The 24,604-nt window shown below is 45.9% G+C and carries 18 protein-coding genes; 5 read left to right on the top strand and 13 right to left on the bottom strand.

The genetic code is table 11. The annotated features are described in order from the left end of the window. Positions 1 to 41: 41 nt before the first annotated feature. The gene (locus DW657_RS01435; protein WP_233546584.1) at positions 42 to 590 is read right to left on the bottom strand and encodes a hypothetical protein; all 549 of its coding nucleotides are present in this window, start codon (positions 588 to 590) and stop codon (positions 42 to 44) included. Positions 591 to 963: 373 nt separating this feature from the next. Here DW657_RS01435 and DW657_RS18265 point away from each other — a divergent pair, with 373 nt between their 5' ends. Further along, positions 964 to 1,407: a hypothetical protein gene (locus DW657_RS18265; RefSeq protein ID WP_233546583.1), complete on the top strand. Its 444-nt coding sequence runs from the start codon at positions 964 to 966 to the stop codon at positions 1,405 to 1,407. An 85-nt stretch (positions 1,408 to 1,492) separates the two neighbouring features. Here DW657_RS18265 and DW657_RS01425 read toward each other — a convergent pair whose 3' ends face one another. Next, a complete protein-coding gene (locus tag DW657_RS01425) occupies positions 1,493 to 3,433 on the bottom strand; it encodes an LTA synthase family protein (RefSeq protein ID WP_118311140.1) in 1,941 nt (646 codons plus the stop codon). A gap of 141 nt (positions 3,434 to 3,574) precedes the next feature. On the opposite strand from DW657_RS01425, the gene DW657_RS01420 reads away from it, so the two are divergent. Then, complete coding sequence (locus DW657_RS01420; protein WP_118311139.1) at positions 3,575 to 5,281, top strand: glycosyltransferase family 39 protein; 1,707 nt, start codon at positions 3,575 to 3,577, stop codon at positions 5,279 to 5,281. Between the two features lie 95 nt (positions 5,282 to 5,376). Here the strand turns inward: DW657_RS01420 and DW657_RS01415 are convergent, their stop codons facing one another. Together DW657_RS01415 and DW657_RS01410 are read right to left on the bottom strand one after the other, a co-directional pair. Continuing rightward, positions 5,377 to 6,306 carry a glycosyltransferase family 2 protein gene (locus DW657_RS01415; RefSeq protein WP_118311138.1) on the bottom strand — a complete coding sequence of 310 codons (930 nt, stop codon included), beginning with the start codon at positions 6,304 to 6,306 and terminating at the stop codon, positions 5,377 to 5,379. 166 nt (positions 6,307 to 6,472) lie between these two features. After that, a complete protein-coding gene (locus DW657_RS01410) occupies positions 6,473 to 8,545 on the bottom strand; it encodes a helix-hairpin-helix domain-containing protein (protein WP_118311137.1) in 2,073 nt (690 codons plus the stop codon). A 208-nt stretch (positions 8,546 to 8,753) separates the two neighbouring features. On the opposite strand from DW657_RS01410, the gene DW657_RS01405 reads away from it, so the two are divergent. Then, positions 8,754 to 9,392, top strand: coding sequence for a DUF4294 domain-containing protein (locus DW657_RS01405; protein ID WP_117663810.1), 639 nt, complete (start codon positions 8,754 to 8,756; stop codon positions 9,390 to 9,392). A 1,307-nt stretch (positions 9,393 to 10,699) separates the two neighbouring features. Here the strand turns inward: DW657_RS01405 and DW657_RS01395 are convergent. The 8 genes from DW657_RS01395 to DW657_RS01360 form a co-directional block, all read right to left on the bottom strand. Then, positions 10,700 to 11,128, bottom strand: coding sequence for a hypothetical protein (locus DW657_RS01395; RefSeq protein ID WP_117663812.1), 429 nt, complete (start codon positions 11,126 to 11,128; stop codon positions 10,700 to 10,702). 185 nt (positions 11,129 to 11,313) lie between these two features. Further along, positions 11,314 to 13,059 (bottom strand): hypothetical protein, encoded by a 1,746-nt coding sequence (locus DW657_RS01390; protein ID WP_118311136.1) that lies wholly within the window; start codon positions 13,057 to 13,059, stop codon positions 11,314 to 11,316. An 8-nt stretch (positions 13,060 to 13,067) separates the two neighbouring features. Then, a complete protein-coding gene (locus tag DW657_RS01385) occupies positions 13,068 to 14,099 on the bottom strand; it encodes a M28 family peptidase (RefSeq protein ID WP_118311135.1) in 1,032 nt (343 codons plus the stop codon). Between the two features lie 4 nt (positions 14,100 to 14,103). Beyond that, the gene (locus DW657_RS01380) at positions 14,104 to 15,852 is read right to left on the bottom strand and encodes a membrane dipeptidase (protein WP_118311134.1); all 1,749 of its coding nucleotides are present in this window, start codon (positions 15,850 to 15,852) and stop codon (positions 14,104 to 14,106) included. A gap of 25 nt (positions 15,853 to 15,877) precedes the next feature. After that, positions 15,878 to 16,345, bottom strand: a complete 468-nt coding sequence (locus DW657_RS01375; RefSeq protein WP_089544771.1) for an Lrp/AsnC family transcriptional regulator — start codon at positions 16,343 to 16,345, stop codon at positions 15,878 to 15,880. 175 nt (positions 16,346 to 16,520) lie between these two features. Continuing rightward, positions 16,521 to 17,495: an FKBP-type peptidyl-prolyl cis-trans isomerase gene (locus tag DW657_RS01370; RefSeq protein ID WP_117663816.1), complete on the bottom strand. Its 975-nt coding sequence runs from the start codon at positions 17,493 to 17,495 to the stop codon at positions 16,521 to 16,523. Positions 17,496 to 17,535: 40 nt separating this feature from the next. After that, entirely contained in the window at positions 17,536 to 18,411 is an 876-nt protein-coding gene (locus tag DW657_RS01365) for an FKBP-type peptidyl-prolyl cis-trans isomerase (RefSeq protein ID WP_089544773.1), read from the bottom strand. A 38-nt stretch (positions 18,412 to 18,449) separates the two neighbouring features. Next, complete coding sequence (locus tag DW657_RS01360; RefSeq protein WP_089544774.1) at positions 18,450 to 19,052, bottom strand: FKBP-type peptidyl-prolyl cis-trans isomerase; 603 nt, start codon at positions 19,050 to 19,052, stop codon at positions 18,450 to 18,452. A gap of 175 nt (positions 19,053 to 19,227) precedes the next feature. Between DW657_RS01360 and DW657_RS01355 the strand changes: the two genes are divergently transcribed. Beyond that, positions 19,228 to 19,926, top strand: a complete 699-nt coding sequence (locus DW657_RS01355) for an NAD-dependent deacylase (protein ID WP_117663817.1) — start codon at positions 19,228 to 19,230, stop codon at positions 19,924 to 19,926. 199 nt (positions 19,927 to 20,125) lie between these two features. On the opposite strand, the gene DW657_RS01350 is transcribed toward DW657_RS01355, so the two are convergent. Next, entirely contained in the window at positions 20,126 to 21,835 is a 1,710-nt protein-coding gene (locus tag DW657_RS01350; protein ID WP_118311133.1) for a Na/Pi cotransporter family protein, read from the bottom strand. Between the two features lie 343 nt (positions 21,836 to 22,178). Here DW657_RS01350 and rnr point away from each other — a divergent pair, with 343 nt between their 5' ends. Next, positions 22,179 to 24,476: a ribonuclease R gene (gene rnr, locus DW657_RS01345; RefSeq protein WP_118311132.1), complete on the top strand. Its 2,298-nt coding sequence runs from the start codon at positions 22,179 to 22,181 to the stop codon at positions 24,474 to 24,476. Positions 24,477 to 24,604: the final 128 nt, after the last annotated feature.

The raw sequence follows: 24,604 nt of genomic DNA, 5'->3' as shown, positions 1-24,604 counted from the left end.
TTTATATTTTTGCCTAGGACGCTTTTGAACTCCAGGGAACATCATTTCCGAACTCTTCTCTTGAGCCACAACGCCAAGATGGGGACACTCATTTCCAGATGCTTAGGGGCTGATATCGTAATCTGATCTTTCACCATCAAGGACTTCTTAAGGCGAGTTACATTGGCAGCAGTACCTAGGCGATAGGTTTCCAATATTGCCGTCTGGGTGAAACCGGTATGTACTCCATTGGTGATGGCATGCAGGAAATTCATCTGATAGGCAGAAAGGTCTTCGGTCTGCTGGATAAACAAAGGCTCGCTGGCATCCAGCAACCGGTCTATTCCATATTTCAAGTCCTCTTCTGTAGCTACAGAATCATCCAGTACACGCAACCATACAAACCATGCCAACTGTTGTACATAAGAAGAATACCTATCTGTTACCTGACAGATTTCACGAGCCAACTCTTCCGAGATATGCTTGCCGGTAGATTCGAATCGCTGACAGATATACTCCACCCAGTCTTTCTCGCTTATCTTGTTCAGATAGAAGAAATCTCCAAAGCGATAAAATGGGTAACTGGCATTCTGGAACATTTGTTCCATCATGTGTTTCTTGCTTCCATAAAGGCAGTAAGATACATGGCTCTGTAATTGCCATACGCTACGGAGCTTCTTTACTTTTTCTCATAATTACCACCTTATTTTATACTATACAGCTTTTCTTCTGCAAAGAAAATGCAAACGAGCGCAATGAAAGCTGGCTTTCAAATTGCCGAGTGCAGCTTTTCTTCTGCAAAGATAGCAAAAAAAAACAAATTAAACAAGGTTGTTTAAAACAATGTTGTTTAAAGCCATCTTTTTTTGCAGAAACAGCGATTCTTCGTCTGATAAAAACATAAAGTTTCATAAATTATACCCTAGGGTATAATACCTTTGGGTATAATTTTGTAACTTTGCAGAGAATCAAGACTTTAAGTATATGAACAAGATACCATTCGAATATGGTTCTAGCGATGAAATGATAGAGCGAATCTGCAATACCATGCAATGCCATTCCTGGTATATGCAGCAATTCTGCTTTCTCATCTGGACTCGTACGGCAACAGAGGTGACAGAGGAAATCTATCAGTCACAGCTCACCAAGCTTCTGGATACCAATGCCGATATGTTCATTACCGATATTGATGGAATGCCTGCCTCACAAATAGCATTCCTGCGTGCCGTCTGTATGGGAGAGACTCATTTCAATGCCCAACAGGTTGTAGCAGAATATGGACTCGGTGCTCCACGCACCATCACCAAGAACAAAAAGACTCTTGTAGAAAGAGACTTCATTGAGAAATCGGGCGATGGCTTCAAAATGGTTGACCCCGTCTTCGAACTGTGGTTCAAACGGGAATACTGCAATATCTTACCTCAATAAAAATAGAAAACTATATAAACAGTTAATCCCCCATCACGCAGCCATAGCGTGGTGAGGGATTACTGTTTCTGATAATATCGTTTTTTTATTGCTGATGTCGCTCGATATACTCCGCCGCCTGGATATTCGAGAAGACATAGTTCTTCAAATCCTGGAACTTAGACTCCTGCTTGGTTTCCTTCAGATTGCCATTCGGCAACACATCATAGCAGAAACTGCGGTTCATTGATGGATTATAAACAAAGCAACGTTGATGATCTCTTGCCACAATCTGGTTATCAGCCGAATAGAATACCATCGGGCGCTGCTGCTTGAGCAAATCCACACCGAAGCCCTCGTACTCATAATTCAGATTCATCAGGCCGAAAAGCGTAGGCATTACATCCACCTGCATGCCCAAGCCCGCATACTGCTGCTGCGGAACACCCGGACCGAAGATGATGAGCGGAATGTGGTTGTACGACTGAGGCAACTCGCCCTCGCTCTTACCCACCAGTTTGCCATGATCTGCCTGAATCACGAATATCGTGTTCTTATACCAAGGCTCCCGGCTTGCCTTCTTCAGGAAATCGCCTATCGCCCAGTCGGCATACTCCACAATCTGCGTTTCCTTCTCCTTGGTCTTCGGCTTGAAGAAATCAGGAATGATATATGGCGGATGATTGCTCACGGTGAGGATGGTAGCCATGAAAGGCTTGCCCGTCTTTGCCTTCTGGTTGATGGTGTTGAGGGCATAGCCCATCTCGAAATGGTCGCTCACGCCAAAGCTGTTCACCACCTCACTCTTAGGATAGTTCTCCTGAGAGAAGATGTCATCGTAGCCATTGGTCTGGAAGAAAGCCTTCATGTTGTCATACTGCGCCTCGTGGGTCATGAAGAACATATTCTCGTAGCCATACTGCTTCAACACCGTGGCGATACCCTTGCGGCGCGGAGTTACCGTTCCCTTCATCAGGTTGCGGAACATAAGGGCAGGGAAACTATAGAGCGTAGCCGTCATACCGTGGTTGGTATGGATGCCGGCACTATAAAAGTGGGTGAACGCCAAGGAATGATGATAGAGCGAATCGAGCGTTGGGGTGAGCGGCTGCTGATTGCCGAAAGTGCCCAGCAGGTTTGCCGACATCGACTCCATCAGTATCACCACCACATTAGGATGATTCTTCTTCATCATCAGGGAATCGTTCACCACCTCACGCTTCAGAATATTCGTGCTATCCACCTTTCCCGCGATACCCAGCCACTGGCGGGTATTCGTGATAGCCTCAGCGTATGGCATGAGATGCAGCTCCTTGTTCTCCTTGCGCATATCGTCGAGCGCAGAAGTAAGGAGATTGAATGCCGGATTGATGCCGAGCTGGTTGAGGAAGGAATCCTCGCAATAGTAAGCCTGGCTCACCTTGATAGGATTATAGCCCATTCTGCCACGGATGCCGAAAAGGCAGGCACCAATCATCACCGCAGAAATAAGGAAACGGCTTACCACCAGCACCAAGTGCATATTGTCCTTTGGCAACTGGAAGAACCCCTCGAAATAGCGGCGCAGACGGACGAGCGCATAGATAAATGCCCCCGTGAACACGAAATAGAGGGCGATATAGAGCCAATAGGAAGACTCCTGCAGGAGCATGCCCGATGTAGTGGCCACATAGCCGAACCACCCGAAGATGCTGGAATTGATGTTCTTGAAGAAATACTGGAAATAAGGGGTATTGGCTGCCGAAGGCATGAAGGCGATGGCAAACCATGCCGCATACCAGATGTTGATGCCACGCAGCAAACGGCGATGACACCACCCCAGGCTGGCAGCAACAAGGAGCACAGCCACAGGCAATACCGAAATATAACAAGCAATGACATTGTCGAACCATACACCCTTGACAAACGCCATCACCCTACTCGCCCCTGCATCTACTATCATACCATGCAGGGCTATGAATTCTACCAATCTGAAAAGAGTCATCACCAGCAATGCCAATACATGCACCGAAAGGAGATACCCCAAAGCCTTAAAATATCGTTTCATCTTTATTCTACTTTAGAAATCGGGTGCAAAGTTAATAATTATATCCCAATAAAAGCAAAAATTCCCACCTTATTCTATCTATAAACAAATAATTATATGTAACTTTGCAGCCAAAATAACATAATAAGACTTCGATAAGACATGAACATCAAGTACAACAAAGCCCTATGGCTCATCATCATCCTGGCTATCGTGATGATGATTCCATTCCTCGGACTCTCTGATTTCAATACCAAGGGAGAACCTCGCGAAGCTGTGGTTGCCTACACCATGCTGGAACACGGCAATTGGATTCTGCCCATCAACAATGGTGGCGACATCCCTTACAAGCCACCTTTCTTTCACTGGTGCATCGCATTCTTCAGCCTCATCGCCGGCCACGTAAATGAATATACCTCACGTCTTCCATCCGCCGTATCGTTGGTTTTGATGACCATTGGCGGCTTCGTATTCTATGCCAAGCGCAAGGATACACAGACCAGCCTCATCGCTGCCATCCTCACGCTCACCGCCTTCGAGGTGCACCGTGCCGGAATGAACTGCCGTGTGGATATGGTGAACTCTGCCCTGATGGTAGGAGCTATGTATCTGCTCTACCGCTGGTGGGAGAAGGGAAAGCACCAGCTGCCTTGGCTCGCCATCCTCTGCATGAGCGGTGCCACGCTGACCAAGGGTCCTGTGGGCATCATCCTGCCTTGCTTCGTGATGGGCGTATTCATGCTTACCCAGCGCGAGAACTTCTGGGGCATCGTATGGCGCATGGCTTTAACTGCCCTGCTCTCGCTCATCATCCCGTTCTGCTGGTACTATGCAGCCTATCTGCAAGGTGGCGACGAGTTCCTGCGACTGGTGAAGGAAGAGAACATCGACCGATTCATGGGCAAGATGGCATACGAATCGCACGAGAACCCGGCGTGGTACAACCTGCTCACACTCGTGATGGGTTGGGCTCCTTATACCTTATTATTACTGTTCTCGCTCTTTATCCTGCCTTGGAAGAAGTTCTCCAAGACCCAATTCCTGGAGAATGCGAAGAAGGCTACTCCGCTGCAGGTGTTCACCTGGCTCGCCTTCCTCCTGGTGCTCTTCTTCTACTGCATCCCAAAGAGCAAGCGCAGCGTCTATCTACTGCCATGCTATCCGTTCATGGCTTATCTCATAGCTGAATACATCGTCTGGATGATGAAGGAGAAGGTGGGAGCCATCAAGGTATATGCAGGGGTGATTGCCTCGCTGGCAGTTATCCTCGTGATTGCTACGCTTGTTATACGAGCAGGCGGCATACCAGATACCATTTTCCATAGCAAGCATGCTGCCGACAACATCGCCATGCTCCATGCCATAAGGGAATCTACTCATGGTATCCTATTCTATGTATGCTATATGTTTCTTATAATAGGGGCTTATCATATATTCAAGGCTCTCAAGAAAAAAGAGGCAAGCCAAATGATGAAATATACATTGGTAATGATTATTGCACTTTTCATCACTCTCGACTCCACCCTGCAGCCTGCCGTGCTCAACACGAAGGCAGATAAGCATCTGGCGCCGGTTATCGAAAAGAAGTTTGATACAGGTAAGCTTTACTCCTATATGTCGATAGAGATGATGCATTTCTTCAGCCTCAACTTCTATCTGGGCGATAAGATCCAGCAGTTTGACAAGGTATTGCCGCAGGATGGCGTGCTGATGATTCCGGAAGGAGATATGCCAGACTTCAAGGAGAAATTCGGCAAGGACTATACCTTACAGAAGGTTTGGGAAGTAAGGAAACTCGTAGAATGTCACCATCCGGTAGGCTTCTATCGGTTTGTAAAGACAAGTGCCAACATCGCACAGAACAGATAATCGCACTAAACAAATAATCAGATACAAAAATAGCATCGGGATTCATCAACCCGATGCTATTTTTGTATCTAACAAATTTATTTTCTTTCTTCAAATTATACTCTTTCTTCGATAAAGTATCGTGGGCGGCGCTTCACCTCGGTATAGATTTTGCCGATATAGACACCTGTGATACCCACACCCGTGGTGATGATGCCACCGATAAACCACATGGAAACGAGCATGGAGGTCCAGCCCTGGATGGTCTTGCCCTGGAAATGCTCCACCAAGGCAAAGATAATCATGATGATTGCTACTAAAGTCATCACCAGACCCAGGAAGGTAATAAACTTCAATGGTGCCACGGAGAACGAAGTGATGCCATCGATACTGAAGCTCAGCATCTTGGTGAGCGGATACTTGCTCTCGCCTGCCTCACGGGCCTTGCGGTCGTAATAGACAAATCCTTCACGGAAGCCCAACTGTCGGACAATGGCTCTGAGAAAGAGATTGCGCTCGGAGTACTGCATCAGCGCCTTCAGGGTGCGGTTGGTCATCATGCGGAAGTCGGCATGGTTATACACCGTATCCTTATCCACGCTCTGCATCAGCTTATAGAAAGCCTGGGCGGTGAATCGCTTGAAGAAGGTATCGGTCTTACGCTCCTTGCGCACACCATAGATGATATCCTTGCCTTCCTGCACCTGCTGAGCCATATCGATGATGACATTCTCATCATCCTGCAGGTCGGCATCGATACTTACCATCGCATCACAATGATCTACCGCCGCTTCCATTCCTGCCCAGAGCGCATTCTGATGTCCCCGGTTATGAGATAACTTGATGCCGTGTACATACTTGTGCTCCTTGGCAGCATCGGAAATCATCTGCCAGGTACGGTCACGACTACCATCGTCAACAAGGAGTAACTCCGTGTCGGCATCTGTTTTTACCTTGATGTTCTTGATCAGATTGCCAAGCACCTCCAGGGTCTTCGGCAATACCGCTTCCTCGTTATAGCAAGGAATCACTATGAATATCTTCATCACTTTTCTTTTTTTCGTCGTTAGCATGGATACTTATCAATTGCAAAAATACCCCGATTTTCTTACATACACAAATAAAACGCCAGTTTTTTTATAATCTTGCATCATATTCCTGAAAAGAAGGACTAGGAAAGCAGGATAAACCCCAGATTTTACCACTTTCACCTCACCACTTCCACTTCACCTGTACCTCTAGATCCATCTGATGAGAACCGGCGATTTCCTGCAAGCCGGAAGAGATGTGGGTGCGGTCGAAATAATCGGTGCTGCCCAGCTTTGCTATAACCAGCAGATGATGGCTGATCTCCGAACGCGCCACCAGGGCATAGCGGATGCCCTCGCCAAAGTAACTGCCAAAACTCATCTGATAGAGCAAGCCCGGCTCATAGGCATAGATGCGACTGGCGAAATCCTGGGTATGAAAATAGCCGAAACTGCCCTGCAGCCTCAGCCACCGCCAATGATATCCGATGTTTTCATTCAGCAGATAACCACTACTGGAAGCATTCTGGGTGCCGCTGCCCGCATTCCCTTTCCGGTACTTCGTATAATCCACACTCGTCTTGGAACTCCAGTTTTTCGTGGTAACACTGGCATAGAAACGGAGACGCCCGGTAGCGTTTCCCGCCTTTTCCTTATAGCGGACCCGGGCTCCCAGTGTCCAGGAACGGGCAGGAAGATAGAGGATATTCAGCAGATGATCCCAGCTCTGCGTACTCTGGCGGGTATGATACTTAGGCCAGGCAAAATAGGTAAAGTCGCTATAGGCGGTAAGGGTCCAACGACTGCCTGGCGACCACGTAGCCCCCACATACACACCATTTTCATCCTGCACGCTGCTTCCCTCGGCAAAACTGTTGCTGAACAGGGAATAGTATCTGGCAGAATAGAACCGCTGCACAGCCGTGAGCGAGAAATGATCGGAAACCAGATAAGATGCCGCATTGAGCGTGGCGACGGCTCCACAATCACCCGTCGCCGTTTCGCCCCCTATCGTCCAGCGATGGGAAATATAGCCATAATCTACACTCACATTCCAGAAGGCATCACCTTCGGGAGCAAACCGCTTGTACAACTGCACCTTTTCTGGCATCAGCGGAAGGGAGAAAGAGGTATAGAAACCGGTGGCTCCGATATGCCAGCCCTGATGGCGATAGTTGATGTTGCCACCCACCAGCGTATTGGAGGCTATATCCTGCCTGGCTATCTCCCTGCGTGTACGGTGCAGACCGGTCTTGAGTATGGTCTTGATGCCCCCTTCATCACTCAGTGTGGCATCTATCTTGCGATAAGAGAGGAATCCGGTAAGGTCAAGTCCCTTCAACAAGGTATAGGTGGCTGCAGCTCCCTGCAGATAGTTGGCAGAAGAGCGGGAGGAATGAACTTTGACCTGACTGGTGGTTCTGCCCAGCGAGGACAGTACCGAGAGTTTGCCGAAGCTGAAGTCGTTGTTGAGAATCAGTCCCATTCCCTCGTGCAGCCGATACCTGCCCAGGGTGACATTCTTCCATCTGCCTAATTTCCTGACTTGCAGATAGAAGGAATAGAAATCATATCCCAGCTTGTTCCTGCCGCTTCCGAAAGGTTCGCCCGCATCCTGGGCGCCAACGAATCCCATCTTCACATAGTCGCCATACCTGAACTGATAGCGCACCCCGTGCTTATACTTATATCCCAGGTATCCATCGGCTCCCTTGCCATCGCCCTTGCGCTCATAGAAAGGCACTTTCACCATTCCCATCACTTCATGCTTGCCATACTTCAGGATATTCTTCAGGCTCGGGAACTGCTGGCGGGGAGTCTCGTCGGCTACATAGAAGAAGCTGTTCATCAACTGCCGCTGATACCAGCTGATACTGGGGATGAGAGCCAGTTCTGCCATCGTCTTCATCCCATGATAGCGATGGAGATATGCCTGGATATCCTCTACCTGCGAAGGGGTGAGGAAAGGCAGATGCTCCATCTCTTCGCGGGTAGCCGTGTTCAGATTCAGCGGATGCTGCGCCAGCTCTTCCAGTTCCTCCTCATAATCCTCCCAGGCAGTCTGTTCGAAATCCTCCATCTCCGAGAGTTCCATCAGATATTCCTGCCAAGGTTGCGAAGGGGCATGCTTCTCCCTATCTTCTTCCGGCAGGGAAGAGGAGTCCTGGGCACAAACAGTAGGGACATAAAATAACTGGGAGCTGCCTATGAGAAACAGTTTCAGCAAAAAGCGGATGATAGGTTGCCAATACTTCATAGACAGGCAAAAGAATTATTAAATTTCCACAAAGATACTGCGAAATTCTGAAAATGAGTAAGAAAAGAGTAACTTTCTTTCTCTAAATGGGAAATTATCTGTAATTTTGCGGCATAATTAGGAATAGAAGAGGATTACACCTCTTTATATATATAAGAGATGCTCCGGACAGGGAGCGGATTATTTAAATTGGATCAAGAAGATTTTTATGAAACAGAAGATATTCTTTTTGCTGGCAATGCTCTTCTGCATCACGCTGCAGACAATGGCACAGACGGATGACGACAAGCCTGAAAACAAGGAAGTCGATATGGATGCTCCAACCTTCGAACCGATGGTGAAGGTGGGAAAGGTGCTGCTGGACCACGACAGCATACAGTATGTACAGGTGAACAACGTGTATGTTTATCCACAGCCGGTGTTCAAGAACGCCAAGGAAAGAATGGCGTACAACCGTCTGGTATATAACATCAAGAAAGTTCTGCCGATAGCCAAGGAGGTGAGAAAGATCATCATCGAAACGGGTGACTATCTGGAAACCCTGCCCAACAAGAAGGCGAAGGATGCGCACATGAAGCTGGTGGAGAAAAGCATCAAGCAGGAATATACACCGAGAATGAAGAAACTCACCTATGCACAGGGCAAGCTCTGCATCAAACTGGTGTATCGTGAGTGCAATTCATCCTCCTATCACCTTATCCAGGCATTCCTCGGTCCTATCCGTGCCGGCTTCTATCAGGCTTTCGCCGCCCTCTTCGGTGCCAGCCTCAACAAGAAATATGATCCGAACGGAGTGGATAGGCTCACGGAAAGAGTGGTGAGACAGGTAGAATCAGGGCAGATATAATCATACTCCTTATTAAGAAAACCAATACCCTTAGGGAAAGAAGCATTCCTGATAACAGGAAACGACTTCCATTCCTAAGGGTATTTTTTGATGAAACAAGGGAAAGTTGTGGATACTATTAGGAGTATTTGTCTATACTATTAGAAGAAAAAGTCTATACTATTAGGAGAAATCTCCGTTCATAAGTGTTGAATGTGCGTTCAGCGTCGTTGAATGTACGTTCAAAAGTGTTGAACATACGTTCAACGACGCTGAACGGAGATTTCTCCTAATGAAAAAAAGAAATGCCCCTAGAGGTAACTGCTTTTTCCTCTAGGGACATTCCTTTTTATTCCTCGGTGTAAAGTAAACCATCGGCTAACCCCGTATTGTGAGGCATGAAACTTTTGCCTATCTTTCCTCTACAAAACGAAAATGATTTCTAACTGTACGGTTGAAACGGGCTGAAAATCCAAAAGCTCCTAGCCCAGGGCATCGTCCTGGGCTAGGAGCTTCTGCCCTTTACCTTTTCCTTCGGCCTGTGACCGTTAGTTCAAGGCGAATTGAGGAATTTCAACCGTGCAGGTCGTTTGTTTTCAGTCTTAGCCTTCAACACCTCTGTTCGGGATAAGAAATAGTGCCTAAAAAGGTTGGTGATCTCCGATATTTTTTGTATCTTTATAGTTGAAATTCAATTAGTTACAAACATAAAAAGATATCATTATGGAGAATACCAAGGACAAAGTTACAGAATTATTTTGTATTATTGATGAATTTTAATTAACCTATGTTCACACTCAGCGATTCCAATACGTTTTACCCCAACCCTTATCCTACGGATATGAGAAAGAGCTTTTGCGGCATCGTCCATAGAATTATCACAACTTTTGGATAATCCTATAGAGAATTGCGTGCGACCTTTAGCTATAGGACGAAAGAACTACATGTTCTGCGAAAATCACAACGCAGCAGAGGAGGAGGCGATCATGTACACAATGATGGGCTGCTGCAAGTTGGCTGACGTTGACTTCCGCAAATGTACTACGTACTTTTTACAACACATCCATGAGTATGATGACGACTACTCAAAAGACCTTACGGACTTTTTCCCTCACATTTTGAAGAAGAAGGGCTTAGTCTGATATTTTTTGAAAAACTAGGAAAGTTTTGCAAGACAACTTTGAAAAACTCTGAAAACCTTGTAGAACTTTTTAAAATTTCACAAGGTTTTCAGAGATTATGCAAGACAGGGTTTACTGATGGCTTACATAACAGCTAAGAGCAAGCCTCATACCCTTAATTGGAAAATGTATATTGTGTCCAATACATTATAGGAGCCTTGTTAAAATTAAGGTACTCTTTTCTGGAGCATAGATTTGCAATACCATTCTATTTCGTGTTTTTTCAACAAGTGTCCAATATCCAGGTATTCCTCCTGAACACCATATTCGCCGATTGACCAGCTTGTAATCGAAATATGAATAACCTACAGAATCAATATAAATTGCTTCATTTGCATTTTGAAAATCAACTTTAAAGTCTTCGATGGTTTCTTTTATCTCATCCTTGTCATTATAAAAATACTGGCAACCACTCCAAGTTGTTTGTACCAACTCGTTCTCCACAAATACTGGTTCCTGCACAGAATCATCTTTACTACAAGAAATAAACATGCTGCACAAACATACAAATATCAATAATATTTTTTTCATAACTATAAACCTAATTACAATAATTGAACATATTTTTCTATTCATAACTTTGAAATTTTTCGGTTGGCAAAATTATAAATAGTTAAGCAGATAATCAAATTTTAAGAAGAGGAAACGTCCACCAAATATACATCGCAGAAAGATTTATCTGCCATAACTTTCTGTTATACAATCAGTAGCAACATTTATCCACCATAAATACACTAATACATATTTATGGTGAATGAATATTACTTTTTATTTAAATTAGCATATAGGGAAGAGGCCGTATTTTCATTATACATTTTTTTATTAGCCTTTTGTTTTGCATTACAGACTGCTTTTGAAGTTGTATTTACGAGCATGGCAATCTCTGTATTATCCATGCCTAGAAAAGATAGTATGCATACTCGAAATTCTTGCTCACTTAACTTGTTTCGCTTAGCATTTTCATACAAAAGAGGCTGACATTGTTGGAAAATAGCAAATAATTCTTCCCAATCTTCTTGTTGAGGTTGCTTACGTCTCTTATGAGGCACAGACAGAGCCTTAAAGTTTTGTACTATATTACTATTAATTAATGCTTGTTTTTTCTCAACAAAATTCAAATCGTTATATTTATCTTTGTATATTTGAAAGCTTGCTTGCAAAGACTTAATCTCTTTTTCTTTTTTCTTTATTAAAATATCTGCATTTTTTTGCAAAATATTTAATTCTTCATTAGCTTTCTGCATTTCTTTATATGTTTGAATATAGTTATTACTTACTTTTTGGAGTTCCGTCTTCATTCTTTTACGTACTTGCTTGTAATGATTGCAAAGACAAATGACACCAAATATCGCTATTAGGGTTATAATTGTAATTATATATTCATTTCTTTCCTGTTGCATTTTTTTTGCATCAACCACCTGCTGTAATTTTTTATAATTGTACAATGAATTTGCAAGGATGACAGCATTAGCTTGCGTACCATTCAATATACTATCCATCTCTTTTTCGCACAAACTAGAATATTTCTTAATAGAATCATTGTTTTGACAAATGCGATATAAAGACAATAAACCTTGGGCCGCTTCATATTTAAAGCCATAATTTCCAAGTTTTCGAAAATATAATTCTGCCTTACTAATTTGATTTGTCCCTAGATAATACATCCCTTTAGCTTTATAATAATGCTCATATCCACACAGCATATTTCCATCTCTATCAATTAACCCTGATTGGGTTTCGAAAACATTCATATAAAAATGAGCTTGCTGATATTGTCCACGAAAAAGCAATGTATAAATAAGCAGAGGAAGAACTTGTGCTGCATTTTGGGTAAATCCATATTTATTATTTAAAGCATAACATTTTTTCACTAAATTAATAGCTTGCAGAGTATCTCCTAAAGCATAATATTCAGGAATTCTATTAGCAAAACCCAGAATATAGTTTTCCTTGTCATTGATACGAGCTGCATAATTACTATAATAAAAATATGCATTTATCGCTTCTCGATGAAGATATTGACGGCTATAAACTTCTGCCTTTTGCCCATATATGCTAAACAAAGTAACATAGTCACATTTTTTGCTCAAGGTATCAGCACATTCAATCGCCTTGTTATACCACATCATTGCCTTAGGAGCTTCCTTTCGATCACGAAAAATACACCCCATAAGATAACAAGCTTCCATTTTTTCATTAGATGTTCCTTTGCTATCGTAATAATCTACAACATCTTGAAACGAAGAGTCTGATGGCATTGGGAGATATAATTTATTTTCAGCCTTAGCCTTCAACAATTGATAGCGCATTTTTACCCTTTGTTCATGCCCCTGAGTGAATTCCATTTGATGTTGGCATAAACTATCATAGGCAGCTTGTGGAGCTTTCTCCATCAAGCTGTCTATTCGCTGTAATTTTCTTAACTGTATATGATTGTCAGTACAGCTTATCCCAAAATACAACAAGATAAGAAGGACTAACAAAGTTAAAAAACTGCTTTTCTTCATTGACCTAATTATTCTTCAGTATAAAGCACCTGGATCATAGTCTGACCCACTGCCTTCAATACGTTCTTATCCAGATGAGCCATATCATCGTTCACGGTATGCCAGGTAGGACCGAAACTGCTCTGCTGGCAATCAGGATAGTAGGCTATCACGTCGATAGTAGGAATCTTCGCCTTCTCGTTTACCGGGATATGATCATCCGTAATCATACCGCCATCACTCTTAGGGAAGAAACTGCCGTAACCTGCCTGACGGGCAGCAGCCCATACTCGCTTCACGATGCCACCAGCATACTGCATAGACATTCCTTCGCGGTAGAAGCGGGCTCCCTGACCGCCTACCATATCCAGGAGGATGCCATAGCGAGGATTGTAACCCTCTGGCTTGTTCTCGCTCCAATACTGCGCACCCAAAGCCCAGCTGTTGCCATCATCCTGTGCATCAGACCATTGAGGTACGCCCCAATCCTCGGTATCGAAACATACGAAATCTACGCCGATACTTGGATTCAACTTCTTGTCTGCCTGCAACTGGCGTGCAATTTCCAACATGACGGCTACTCCGCTGGCACCATCGTTGGCAGCCATTACAGGCTTGCGCCAATTGGTACTGTCGGGATCGTTATCCGCCCAAGGGCGACTGTCCCAATGGGCACAGAGCAAGATACGGGTTTCAGCCTTCGGGTTGTAACGGGCAATGATATTGGTATTCTTCAATATCGTGCCATCATAGCCCTTCAGGTCTGCCTTCTGGGTCTCTACCTCACAGCCAAACTGCTTGAACTTGCTCACAATCCATTCGCCGCACTTATCGTGCGCCTCGCTGTTCATCACGCGAGGTCCGAAATCGCATTGCGCTGCACAATAAGCCAATGCCGAATCGGCATTGAAAGCCGGACCTACGGGATTCAGCTTCTCCGCTTCCTCTACCTCCTGAACATCTGGCGAGCTTGCGCTGCTGGCATTCTTATAGCTGATGGTACCAGCCACCAGTCCGGCAGCTACCACCACACCTAATATAATCTTCATTTTTTTCGTCATAACATTATTGTTTAAAGTTCTGCACCTGCGTCATCACTCTGAGCCAGTTGCCTCCCCAGATCTTGGCGATATCCTGCTCGCTGTACTTGCGGCGCAACAGCTGGAGTGTGAAATTAATCAGCTCGGAAGAGTCAGCAAGTCCGCGGATGCCTCCATCTCCATCGAAATCGGTACCCAGACCTACGTGGTCGATGCCCATCACCTCGATGGCATGCTCCAGATGGGCAATGGCATCCATGATGTCTGCCTCGCCCTCCTTGCGCAGGAATCCATGATAGAGCGTAGTATGAGCCACACCTCCACGGGCTGCCAGGGCACGCATCTGATCATCGGTAAGATTACGGGGCACATCGCAGAGCGCACGGCTGCTGCTATGGCTGCATACGATAGGAGTCTGACTGATTTCCAAAGCATCATAGAAACTCTTTTCGCCTGCATGGCTCAAGTCCACCATGATGCCGTGGCGGTTCATCTCCTGAATCACCTTGGCTCCGAAACTGCTCACGCCATTGTGGGTATTGCAGCCACGTGCACTGTCGCAGATGTCATTATCGCCGTTATGGCAGAGGGTGATATATACCACACCTCGCTGGGCAAAGTACTTCACATTGCTCAAATCGTGCTCCAGGGCAAGACCATTCTCAATACCGAGCATGATGCTCTTTCTGCCCTTTCGCTTGTCGCTGTAAAGATCGGCAGGAGTTCGGGCGATACTCAGGTAGTCGCGGTTCTTGCTCACGATTTCCTCAATCTTGTCGAAGATGAGATCGGCATACTGCAGAGGCCCCTGTACATCGAAGGGCACCTTGCTGCTGAAGCTCTCGCCTATCTTAGGCTGCGGCAGGTAAGCCACCATGGTGGTAGCATCCTGATGTCCGTCGGTCATCTTGTGCAGATCTACGAGAATGCGGGAGTCGCGATGATCGAACTTCACGCCCTGTGGGAAGAACATCGGGGTATCGCAATGGGTATCGAGTGTTAGGATACGCTTGTGCAACTGCTTGGCAGCATGGAAATTGCCAGCCTGGTTCACCAGCCACTGGAAGATCTTTCCGCCTTCCTCACCCAGCCACTCAGGATGCCACTGCACGCCGAGTATCTGCTTATACTCGTTGCTCTCTATCGCCTCGATGATGCCATCGGTAGATTTGGCGATGATGCGCATGTGCTTGCCCGGCTCGCTCACAGCCTGATGGTGGAACGAGTTGACGAGAATCTTTTCCGAATTATATATATGATATAAGGTGGAATCCTTCTTGATTTCTACACTATGGGTTGGTTCGGAGCGGTCGGCATCCTGACTGTGCTTCACCATCTGCTTGATGTCCTGATACACTTTTCCGCCCAAGGCTATCGCCAGGGTCTGGATGCCTCGGCAGATGCCGAGCATCGGTATCTGGCGGTTGAAAGCCAGACGGACAAGCATCAGTTCTGCAGCATCACGCTCCTGATTGATATTGTGAAGACGGGGAGACGGCTCCTCGCCCATCCACAAAGGGTTATGGTCGCCCCCACCCGTCAGGATCAAACCATCTAGATGCTCCAGGGTATTGATGATGACAGTACTGTCGGCAACTGGCGGGATGATGACAGGCGTTCCACCTGCCGCAATCACCTGCTTGTAATAACGGTCACGAAGCGTAGCATCAATGTTCTCGTAATTGGCAGTAAGACCGATTACGGGCTGATGCTTCGCTTCGGGAAAAGAAGAGTACGCACCCTTGAGATGCGACTCCAAGTCAAATGTTTCCATTTGTTTATTTCTAAATACAAAAAAATTACTCTTCCTCCAAAAGGACTGGAACCTCGCGCTTGATGCTCTGCTCAAGCGAGATGAGTGTCTCGGTAGATACTACACCCGGAATAGCCTGGAGCTTGTTGTTCAGCAAGTCCATCAACTGCTCGTTATCACGGGCATACAACTTCAAAAGCATGGTATAAGAACCGGTTGTGAAGTGGCACTCCACAATCTCAGGAATGTTCTGAAGGCGCTCTACCACCTTCTTGTACATATTACCACGCTCCAGGTTAAGTCCTACGTATGTACATGTAGAATAACCCAGACTCTTAGGGTTTACATCAAAGCCGCTACCGGTGATGAATCCATCCTCCATCAAGTGCTGGACACGCTGATGGATGGCTGCACGAGACACGCCGCATTCTGCAGCTACGTCCTTGAAAGGAATACGGGCATTCTTGGAAAGGATGCCGAGAATCTTTCTGTCAAGATTGTCTATTTTCTCCATTTCTTCTCTATTATTATGTTCTATTTTAAGGTATTCTTCTATACCAGATAGCAAAATTAATAAAAACTATCGAAACAGACAACAAAATGCACGAATATTTTGCAATATCCGTGCATTTTGTTGTTTTTTATACTGATTTTAACCAAAATTTCAGATTTTTCCTGCTATTTGGTCGTTACTTTCTCTTTCTGGAAGCAGACTTTCTGCCAGCAGACTTAGCTGGAGTCTTAGCCACCTTCTTCTCTGCTCCTACAGCTACATCATCCTTCTGCTTGCTGTCTGCCTCAGGCTTTACCTCTGGCTTCACGATGCTCACGAGCTCCAGGTCGAATACCAATGTAGAATATGGAGGAATCTGACCAGCCTGACGCTCGCCGTATGCCAACTCATAAGGGATGTAAAGCTGCCACTTGCTGCCTACAGGCATCATGGTGAGAGCCTCTGTCCAACCCTTGATCAGGCTGCCGGCACGGAACTTGTCTGTGGCAGCACCACCATGCTTGGAAGTTGCATCGAATACGGTTCCATCAATGAGACGGCCCTCGTAGATAACCTCTACCTCATCAGAAGCCTGAGGAATCTCGCCCTGACCTTCCTTGATTACCTTATACTGCAAACCGCTAGGCAAAACCTTGACACCTGGCTTCTTGGCATTGGCAGCCAGATATTTCTCGCCAGCACCAGCCAAGGCTTCCTTCTTGAACTCGCCAGCCTTGTGCTCGGTAAAGATAGTGGTATCATTGGCAAGAGCTGCCACGAAACCACGGCTGAAGAGTTCGGCATTGATAGAATCCTTGGTGCTCTTCAGCTCCTCGCGGGTTCCAGGCAGGATGCGCTGATTTACCATCTGGGCAATCTGCATACCTACGATATAGGCAGTACCCTTAGGAGTATTTGCCTGCTGGATAGCCTCCTCGTAACCACGGATGAAGTCTGCCATATAAGCAGTATCCACCTGATAACTCTGCTGGATGAATGGAACCAGACCACGGGTGGCATAGACACCAGCCGCATAACTCAAGGAATCACCCTCGCTGGCAAGAACCACTGGAGTTACCTTCTTCACATTCTTCTTCTTGCTTGCAGCACTGGCTGTAAACAAAGAAGCACTCGCCACGAGGACGAGTGCTGTCATTAAATATTTCTTCATTTCTTATAAGTCCTCTACTCAAAATGAGTTCCCACAAAAATTACTTGCCACCTACAGAGATCAACTCAATCTTGAAGATCAATACAGAGAATGGCTTGATCTGACCCTGCTCGCGCTCACCGTAAGCCAACTGCTGAGGGATGTAAACCTCCCATACAGAACCGGCTGGCATGTGAACCAAAGCCTCAGTCCAACCCTTGATAACCTGGTTAGCACGGAGATCTACAGCCTGACCACGCTTGAAAGAAGAATCGAATACCTTGCCGTCGATTGTCTTACCCTCGTAGTTAACCTTTACCATAGATGTATCCTTTGGCATAGGACCGTTACCCTCCTTGATTACCTTGTACTGAACACCTGAAGGAAGAGTTACCACTCCTGGCTTCTTCTTGTTGGCAGCGAGGAACTTCTCACCAGCCACCTTGTTAGGACCATATTCCTTCTCCATGTTCTTTGCCTTGATGGCCATCATCTTGGTCTGTGCCACCTGAGCAGCCTGCTCTACAGTCATCAAACCCTTCTTGCCGGTAGTACCTGTGATGAAACCTGCCATGAAGTTCTTCAAAGAGATAGTCTTGGTAGAATCGTCACCGAATACCTCGTGGTTGATACCCTTAACCATCTGGTTAGAAATCTGCTGACCAATCTGAATACCTGCATAGTAAGCAGCCTTCTTCTTGTCATCACCAGCGTTGGCACCATCGTTGAGACCCTTGATGAAATCATCCATGTAAGCGGTATCCACGCCCATGCGCTCTACCATAAACTCCTTCAGACCCTGAGTCTGAGACATACCCATGGCATAGCTCATTGTATCTACATCATTCTTGAGATCTGCCTTTGGAGTAGAATTGCCACAAGCTACGAATGTAGCGGCAACACAAGCCACGAGGGCTCCGAAAAATAACTTTTTCATTTTTTACTTTATGTTTTATTCTTTGTTCTCTCTATATATTACTTTACCGCAACAAGCTCTACATCGAAGATCAATGCTGAGAATGGAGGAATGGCTGCACCTGCGCCACGCTCGCCGTAACCCAGCTGATAAGGGATGAAGAAACGGTACTTAGCACCCTCGGTCATCAACTGAAGACCCTCTGTCCAACCAGCGATTACCTGGTTCAATGGGAAGGTAGCTGTCTGACCACGGTCGTAAGAGCTATCAAACTTAGTACCATCGATGAGTGTACCCTCGTAGTGGCACTCTACCTGATCTGTAGCCTTAGGAGCCTTGCCGTTACCCTCGCGCAGGATCTGATACTGCAAACCGCTCTTGGTAGTGATGATACCATCCTTCTTAGCGTTCTCTGCGAGGAACTGCTCACCAGCCTCCTTGGCAACCTTGCCCTTCTCTGCAGCTGCAGCCTGAGCCTTAGCCTCCTGCTCTGCGAAGAAGTTCTGTACCAACTCCTGTGCTTCCTGCTCATCAAGCTGAAGCTTGCCTGCAATCGCATCCTTTACAGCCTGTGCAAAATCATCAATGTTCAAACTCTCTGCACCCATAGAAGCCAACTGGCGACCGATGCCAATGCCTAAAGCATAACTTACTTTATCCATAAATTTATCTTATAACTTTGTATTAATATTCTTTATTTTGTACTTATTGTCCTTAAAACGAGTGCAAAGATAACATTTTTCTCGCTGATAACGATGATATTTAAAGAAAAAAGTGTAAATTTGTGCATTCTTAATAAGAAGATTAAGAAAATATGAATAAATAAAACGCGATAAGATGAAGAAACTCGTATTTTTAACCGGCGCTGGAATGTCTGTGGAGAGTGGTTTCAAAACTTTCCGTGGAAATGATGGCTTGTGGGAGAACTATCCTGTAGAACAGATAGCTACCCACGAGGGATGGGAAGCTGACCCTACCCTAGTAACTAACTTCTATAATATGTTGCGCCATAAGCTCTATGCCGCTCAACCTAACGAGGGACATAAACTTATCAAGGATCTGGAGAAGGATTTCGACGTAACGGTGATTACACAGAATGTGGATAACCTGCACGAGAAGGCGGGATCCAAGAACGTGATCCACCTGCATGGAGAACTCTCCAAGGTCTGCTCTTCGCGCGACCCTTACGACTATCGATACATCAAGGAGTTGCCGGAGAATGACTGTGAGGTGGAACCTGGAACCAAGGCGGGCGATGGCAGCTTGCTGCGACCATTCATCGTCTTCTTCGGCGAGAGTGTTCCGATGATAGAGCCTGCTGCCGAGGCGGTACAGCAAGCCGACATCTTCGTCATCATCGGCACTTCGCTCAACGTGTATCCTGCCGCTGGCCTGATAGCATACACCAAGCCGAACATTCCTATCTATCTGATAGACCCAGGTGCCGTAAACACCAACGGCTACTACAAGATTGAGCATATCATGAAGGGGGCTTCTGAAGGAATGAAGCAGCTGAAGGAGATCCTGGAGAAATAAAACGCAGAAGAGGATATAATTATAAGACGCTAAACTTTCACAAGTAAGCTCCACACGCCCTGAAAGGGCAGAAGCTCCTAGCCCAGGGCTGCGCCCTGGGTTACGTATAAGCAAGGAAGTCGCCCTGTAAGGGCAAAAGCTTTAAAAAAGAGAAGCTTTTGCCCTTACAGGGCGACTTTGTTTTATATCGAAATGCTGATTATGCCGATGCTCTCGTTCCCATACGTGCCTCGGCTACGTTTACCACATAATCGCCGAGCTTCTCGCACTCCTGAATGATATCCATATACAGGGTTCCTACACCATAGGTATAGAGATGGTTGTCCACATCATCCAGGTTCTGGTTTCTCAACTGAGTACGGAAGTTGTTGATTTCCGTCTCTATATTATAGGTATGGTTCATATTGATCGTCTGGCGGTCGTGAGCAAACATGAAGTTCATCTGAGTAAGCGACTCATCTACCAGCTTGAACATCTGATGGATATTCTCATTCTGCTTGGCAGTGAACTCCTCCTTGTTCTCTCCCTTGCGCTTGATGGTGCGGGCGAGGTTGTAACAGCTGTCACCAATACTCTCTATCTCGGAAATCGCACGCAGCATCGAACGAATCTTCGCCTTGGTATCATCACTCAGATGGGCATCGCTCACCTGATCCAGATACTTGGCTATCTCAATCTCCATATTATCCGATATGCCCTCATACTTCTCGATGCGCTCATAGAGCTTATCGAAAGTCTTGGCATCCTGGGTATCCATCAACTCTCTCACCATACCAAACATACGATGAATGCGCTCGCCGAAACTGCCGATTTCCTGCTGTGCCTCGAAAACTGAAAGCTCCGGTGTCTTCATGATACCAGCCTGGATAAAGCGCAGGCGGAAATCCTCCTCCTCCTTGTCTGCCTTAGGCTTGATAAGCTTGCAGACCACCTTTTCCAACTGTGGAATAAACCAGATGAGTACGCCCGTATTGCAGACATTGAAGCAGGTGTGGAACATCGCCAGGACGATAGGCAACAACTTCGCCTTCTGAGCAGCCGACATACCGCCATCAGGATCGTAGCCCACAATAGAGCAGACGAAATCCACGAAAGGATAAAACAGGCAGAGAACCCAGATGACACCAAACACATTGAACACCAGATGAGCCAAAGCCGCACGACGAGCCTGGGCATTGGCACCCAAAGCAGCAAGGTTGGCAGTAGCAGTGGTTCCGATATTCTCACCCATCACCAGCGCAATACCCAGATAGATAGGAAGCACTCCCGTAGAACAGAGCAGGATGGTAATCGCCATCACCGCAGCAGAACTCTGTACGATGCAGGTAATAAGCGTACCTATCAAAAGGAAGACGACAATGGTGAAATGACTCTTCGTATCGAAGGAACCGAAGAAGTCGATAACTGCCGGATTATGCTCCAGATCGAGAGCCTTGCCTGCACTGCTCAACAGAACGAGCGAGAAGAAGAGAAAGGCGATACCGAAAAGAAAATCTCCAAAATACCGGCGTTTCTTGCTATATATCAGCATAATGCCGAGGAAGAACGCAGGGAAAACCACGATGGTTAAATCTACATTATAACCCAGCGACATAATCCATGCCGTAAAAGTGGTACCGATGTTGGCACCCATAATCACGGAAATGGCTTGGGCCAGGGTGAGCAGACCTGCATTCACAAAAGAAACCGTCATCACGGTGGTTGCAGAGGAACTCTGAACGGCACAGGTAATAAAGGTACCTGTAAGCATTCCCGTAAATCGGTTGGTAGTCATCGCTCCTAAAATGTGGCGCAACTGGGATCCTGCCATCTTCTGCAAAGCCTCACTCATCACCTTCATACCATAGATGAGCAATGCCAGAGAACCGAGAATCTGAAAAAAAATCACAAGATATTGACTTGTATCCATAATTAATTGTTTTTGTGGAAATGTTTGTTACGTTTCGATTGCAAATATAATAAGAAATCCGCTTATTACGAAATATTAAGCAAGGATATTTCAAATTGTAACAGCATTGTAACATCCTAAACCAATGAACATCTTTAAAAAGAAACAAAGCGCTCTTTTCTATCTACTATTTATTATATACCGTTTTTCTACTCTTGATATAGAAGGAAAGGAGAAATTAGTGGCCTATTTTGTTACATATTTAATAAAAAACAAAAAAAGATGCCAAGAAACTTTGTATTCTCCGATTTTTTTTGTTTCTTTGCCTTATAAAACTATAAACAGTCATATAACAGTCGTAATTATGGGAAAAGGTAAAAAAGGCGGCAAAAGAATGAACAAGGCGCAGCTCACTGAGATTCTGCAGCAATTCTTTGCCGAAAGGCCGGGCGAAACGCTCAGCTTTAAAGAAATATTCCGTTCCCTCCATCTCACCACGCATCCGCTCAAGATGCTGGCTATCGACATCATGGAGGAAATGGCATGGGATGACTATCTGGCAAAGGTAAGTGATAATTCGTATCGCCTGAACCAAAGCGTGCAGGTGATGGAGGGTAAGTTTGTTAGAAAGGCAAATGGCAAGAACTCCGTCATTCCTGACGGCGAAGAAAATCCTATCTTCGTTTCTGAGCGCAACTCTATGGGAGCGCTCAATGGTGACCGCGTGGAATTCACCTTCCTCGCACGCCGAAAGAACCACATCAAGGAAGCACAGGTAAACAAGATCCTGGAACGTGCAAAAGATACCTTCGTTGGTAGATTGAAAGTGGACAAGGATCTGGCTTACCTTGTTACACCAAGCGATGTCTTCGCTCACAACATCATCATTCCAAGAAGAAAGGTGAAGGGTGGAAAGACCGACGACAAGGCGGTGGTACGAATCATAGAATGGCCGGATGGAGAAAACAAGAGTCCTATCGGTGAGGTTGTGGATATCCTCGGACAGAAGGGTGACAACGATGTAGAGATGAACTCTATCCTCGCCCAATATGGATTGCCTTACAAGTATCCGAAGAACGTAGAGGATGCTGCCAACAAGATTTCAGGAGAAATCACAGAGCAGGACTACAAGGAGCGAGAAGACTTCAGAAAGGTTTTCACCTGCACCATCGACCCGAAAGACGCCAAAGACTTCGACGATGCCTTGAGTATTCAGAGATTGGAGAACGGCAACTGGCAGGTGGGTGTCCACATCGCTGATGTTTCACACTACGTCACGGAGGGCAGCATCATCGACAAGGAAGCCGTGAAGCGTGCCACTTCTGTCTATCTCGTAGATCGCACCATCCCGATGCTCCCTGAGCGTCTCTGCAACTTCATCTGTTCGCTTCGCCCTAACGAGGAAAAACTGGCATACAGCGTCATCTTTGAACTCGACAACAATGCCGAGGTCAAGAACTACCGCATCGTGCATACCGTCATCGAGAGCGACCGCCGATATAAATATGAAGAGGTACAGGAACTCCTAGAAGCAAATGGCGTGATTGATGGTACCGGCGAACCTGCACCGGCAGAAACCAAAGAGCATCCATACCAGGGTGAAAATGCCCTCCAGCTTATCACCCTTGATAGACTGGCAAAGAAACTTCGTGCTGCAAGATTCAAGAATGGAGCCGTGAAGTTCGACCGAGAGGAACTGCATTTCGATATTGACGAGAAAGGCAAGCCTATCAGCTGCTACTACAAGCGCTCCAAGGATGCCAACAAACTCGTGGAGGAATTCATGCTCCTAGCCAACCGTACGGTGGCTGAAAGTATCGGAAAGGTGAAAAAGGGAAAGAAGCCAAAGACGCTTCCTTACCGTATTCACGACAATCCAGACCCACAGAAGCTGGAGACCCTGCGTGAATTCGTTGTGAAGTTCGGCTATAAGATGAAAACTGAGGGCACCAAGGGCGCCACAGCCAGAAGCCTGAACAAGTTGATGGCTGACTGCGAAGGCAAGCCTGAGAACAACCTCATCCAGATGGTAGCTCTCCGTGCAATGATGAAGGCAAAGTATTCCGTCCACAACATCGGTCACTTCGGCCTGGCATTCGAATACTACACTCACTTCACCTCGCCGATCCGCCGTTATCCGGATACAATGGTACACCGCTTGCTCACCAAGTATGCACAAGGCGGCAGAAGTGCCAACGAGAAGCATTACGAGGAACTCTGTGAGCATTGCTCCGACATGGAGCAGATTGCACAGAATGCAGAACGAGACAGTATCAAATATAAGATGGTAGAATTCATGGGCGATAAGCTAGGTGAGGAATTCGATGCCCACATCAGCGGTATCACTTCTTACGGCATCTATGCAACCATTGATGAGAACCATTGTGAAGGTATGATTCCGATGCGAGACATCGCAGACGATTACTACGACTTCGATGAAAAGAACTTCTGTCTGATTGGTCGTCGTCATCACAACAAGTACCAATTAGGTGATGCTATCCGCATCAAGGTGGCGCAAGCCAACCTGGAGAAGAAGCAGTTGGATTTCGCCCTAGCCGGCGATTCTGCTCCTGTACGCAAGGAAAAACCTGCAACTAGTACTTCTTCCAAGAAAACAAAGAAGTCGAAGCAGAAGACACGTAATCATCGTAGAAACAAATAAACTCTCCATATCAAACTGGGCTGACCTTTAAGGTTGGTCCAGTTTTTTATTTTGATTCTGTGAAAAAGGAAAAGCAGAGAAAAAGATCTGCATCATTCCAGACCGAACAGGTCTAAAATCTGTGTACA

Source organism: Prevotella sp. AM23-5 (assembly GCF_003473645.1).
GTDB classification, from domain to species: domain Bacteria; phylum Bacteroidota; class Bacteroidia; order Bacteroidales; family Bacteroidaceae; genus Prevotella; species Prevotella copri_A.
The sequence above is the reverse complement of the archived record's forward strand: the minus strand, read 5'-3'. Positions and strand labels throughout refer to the sequence as shown.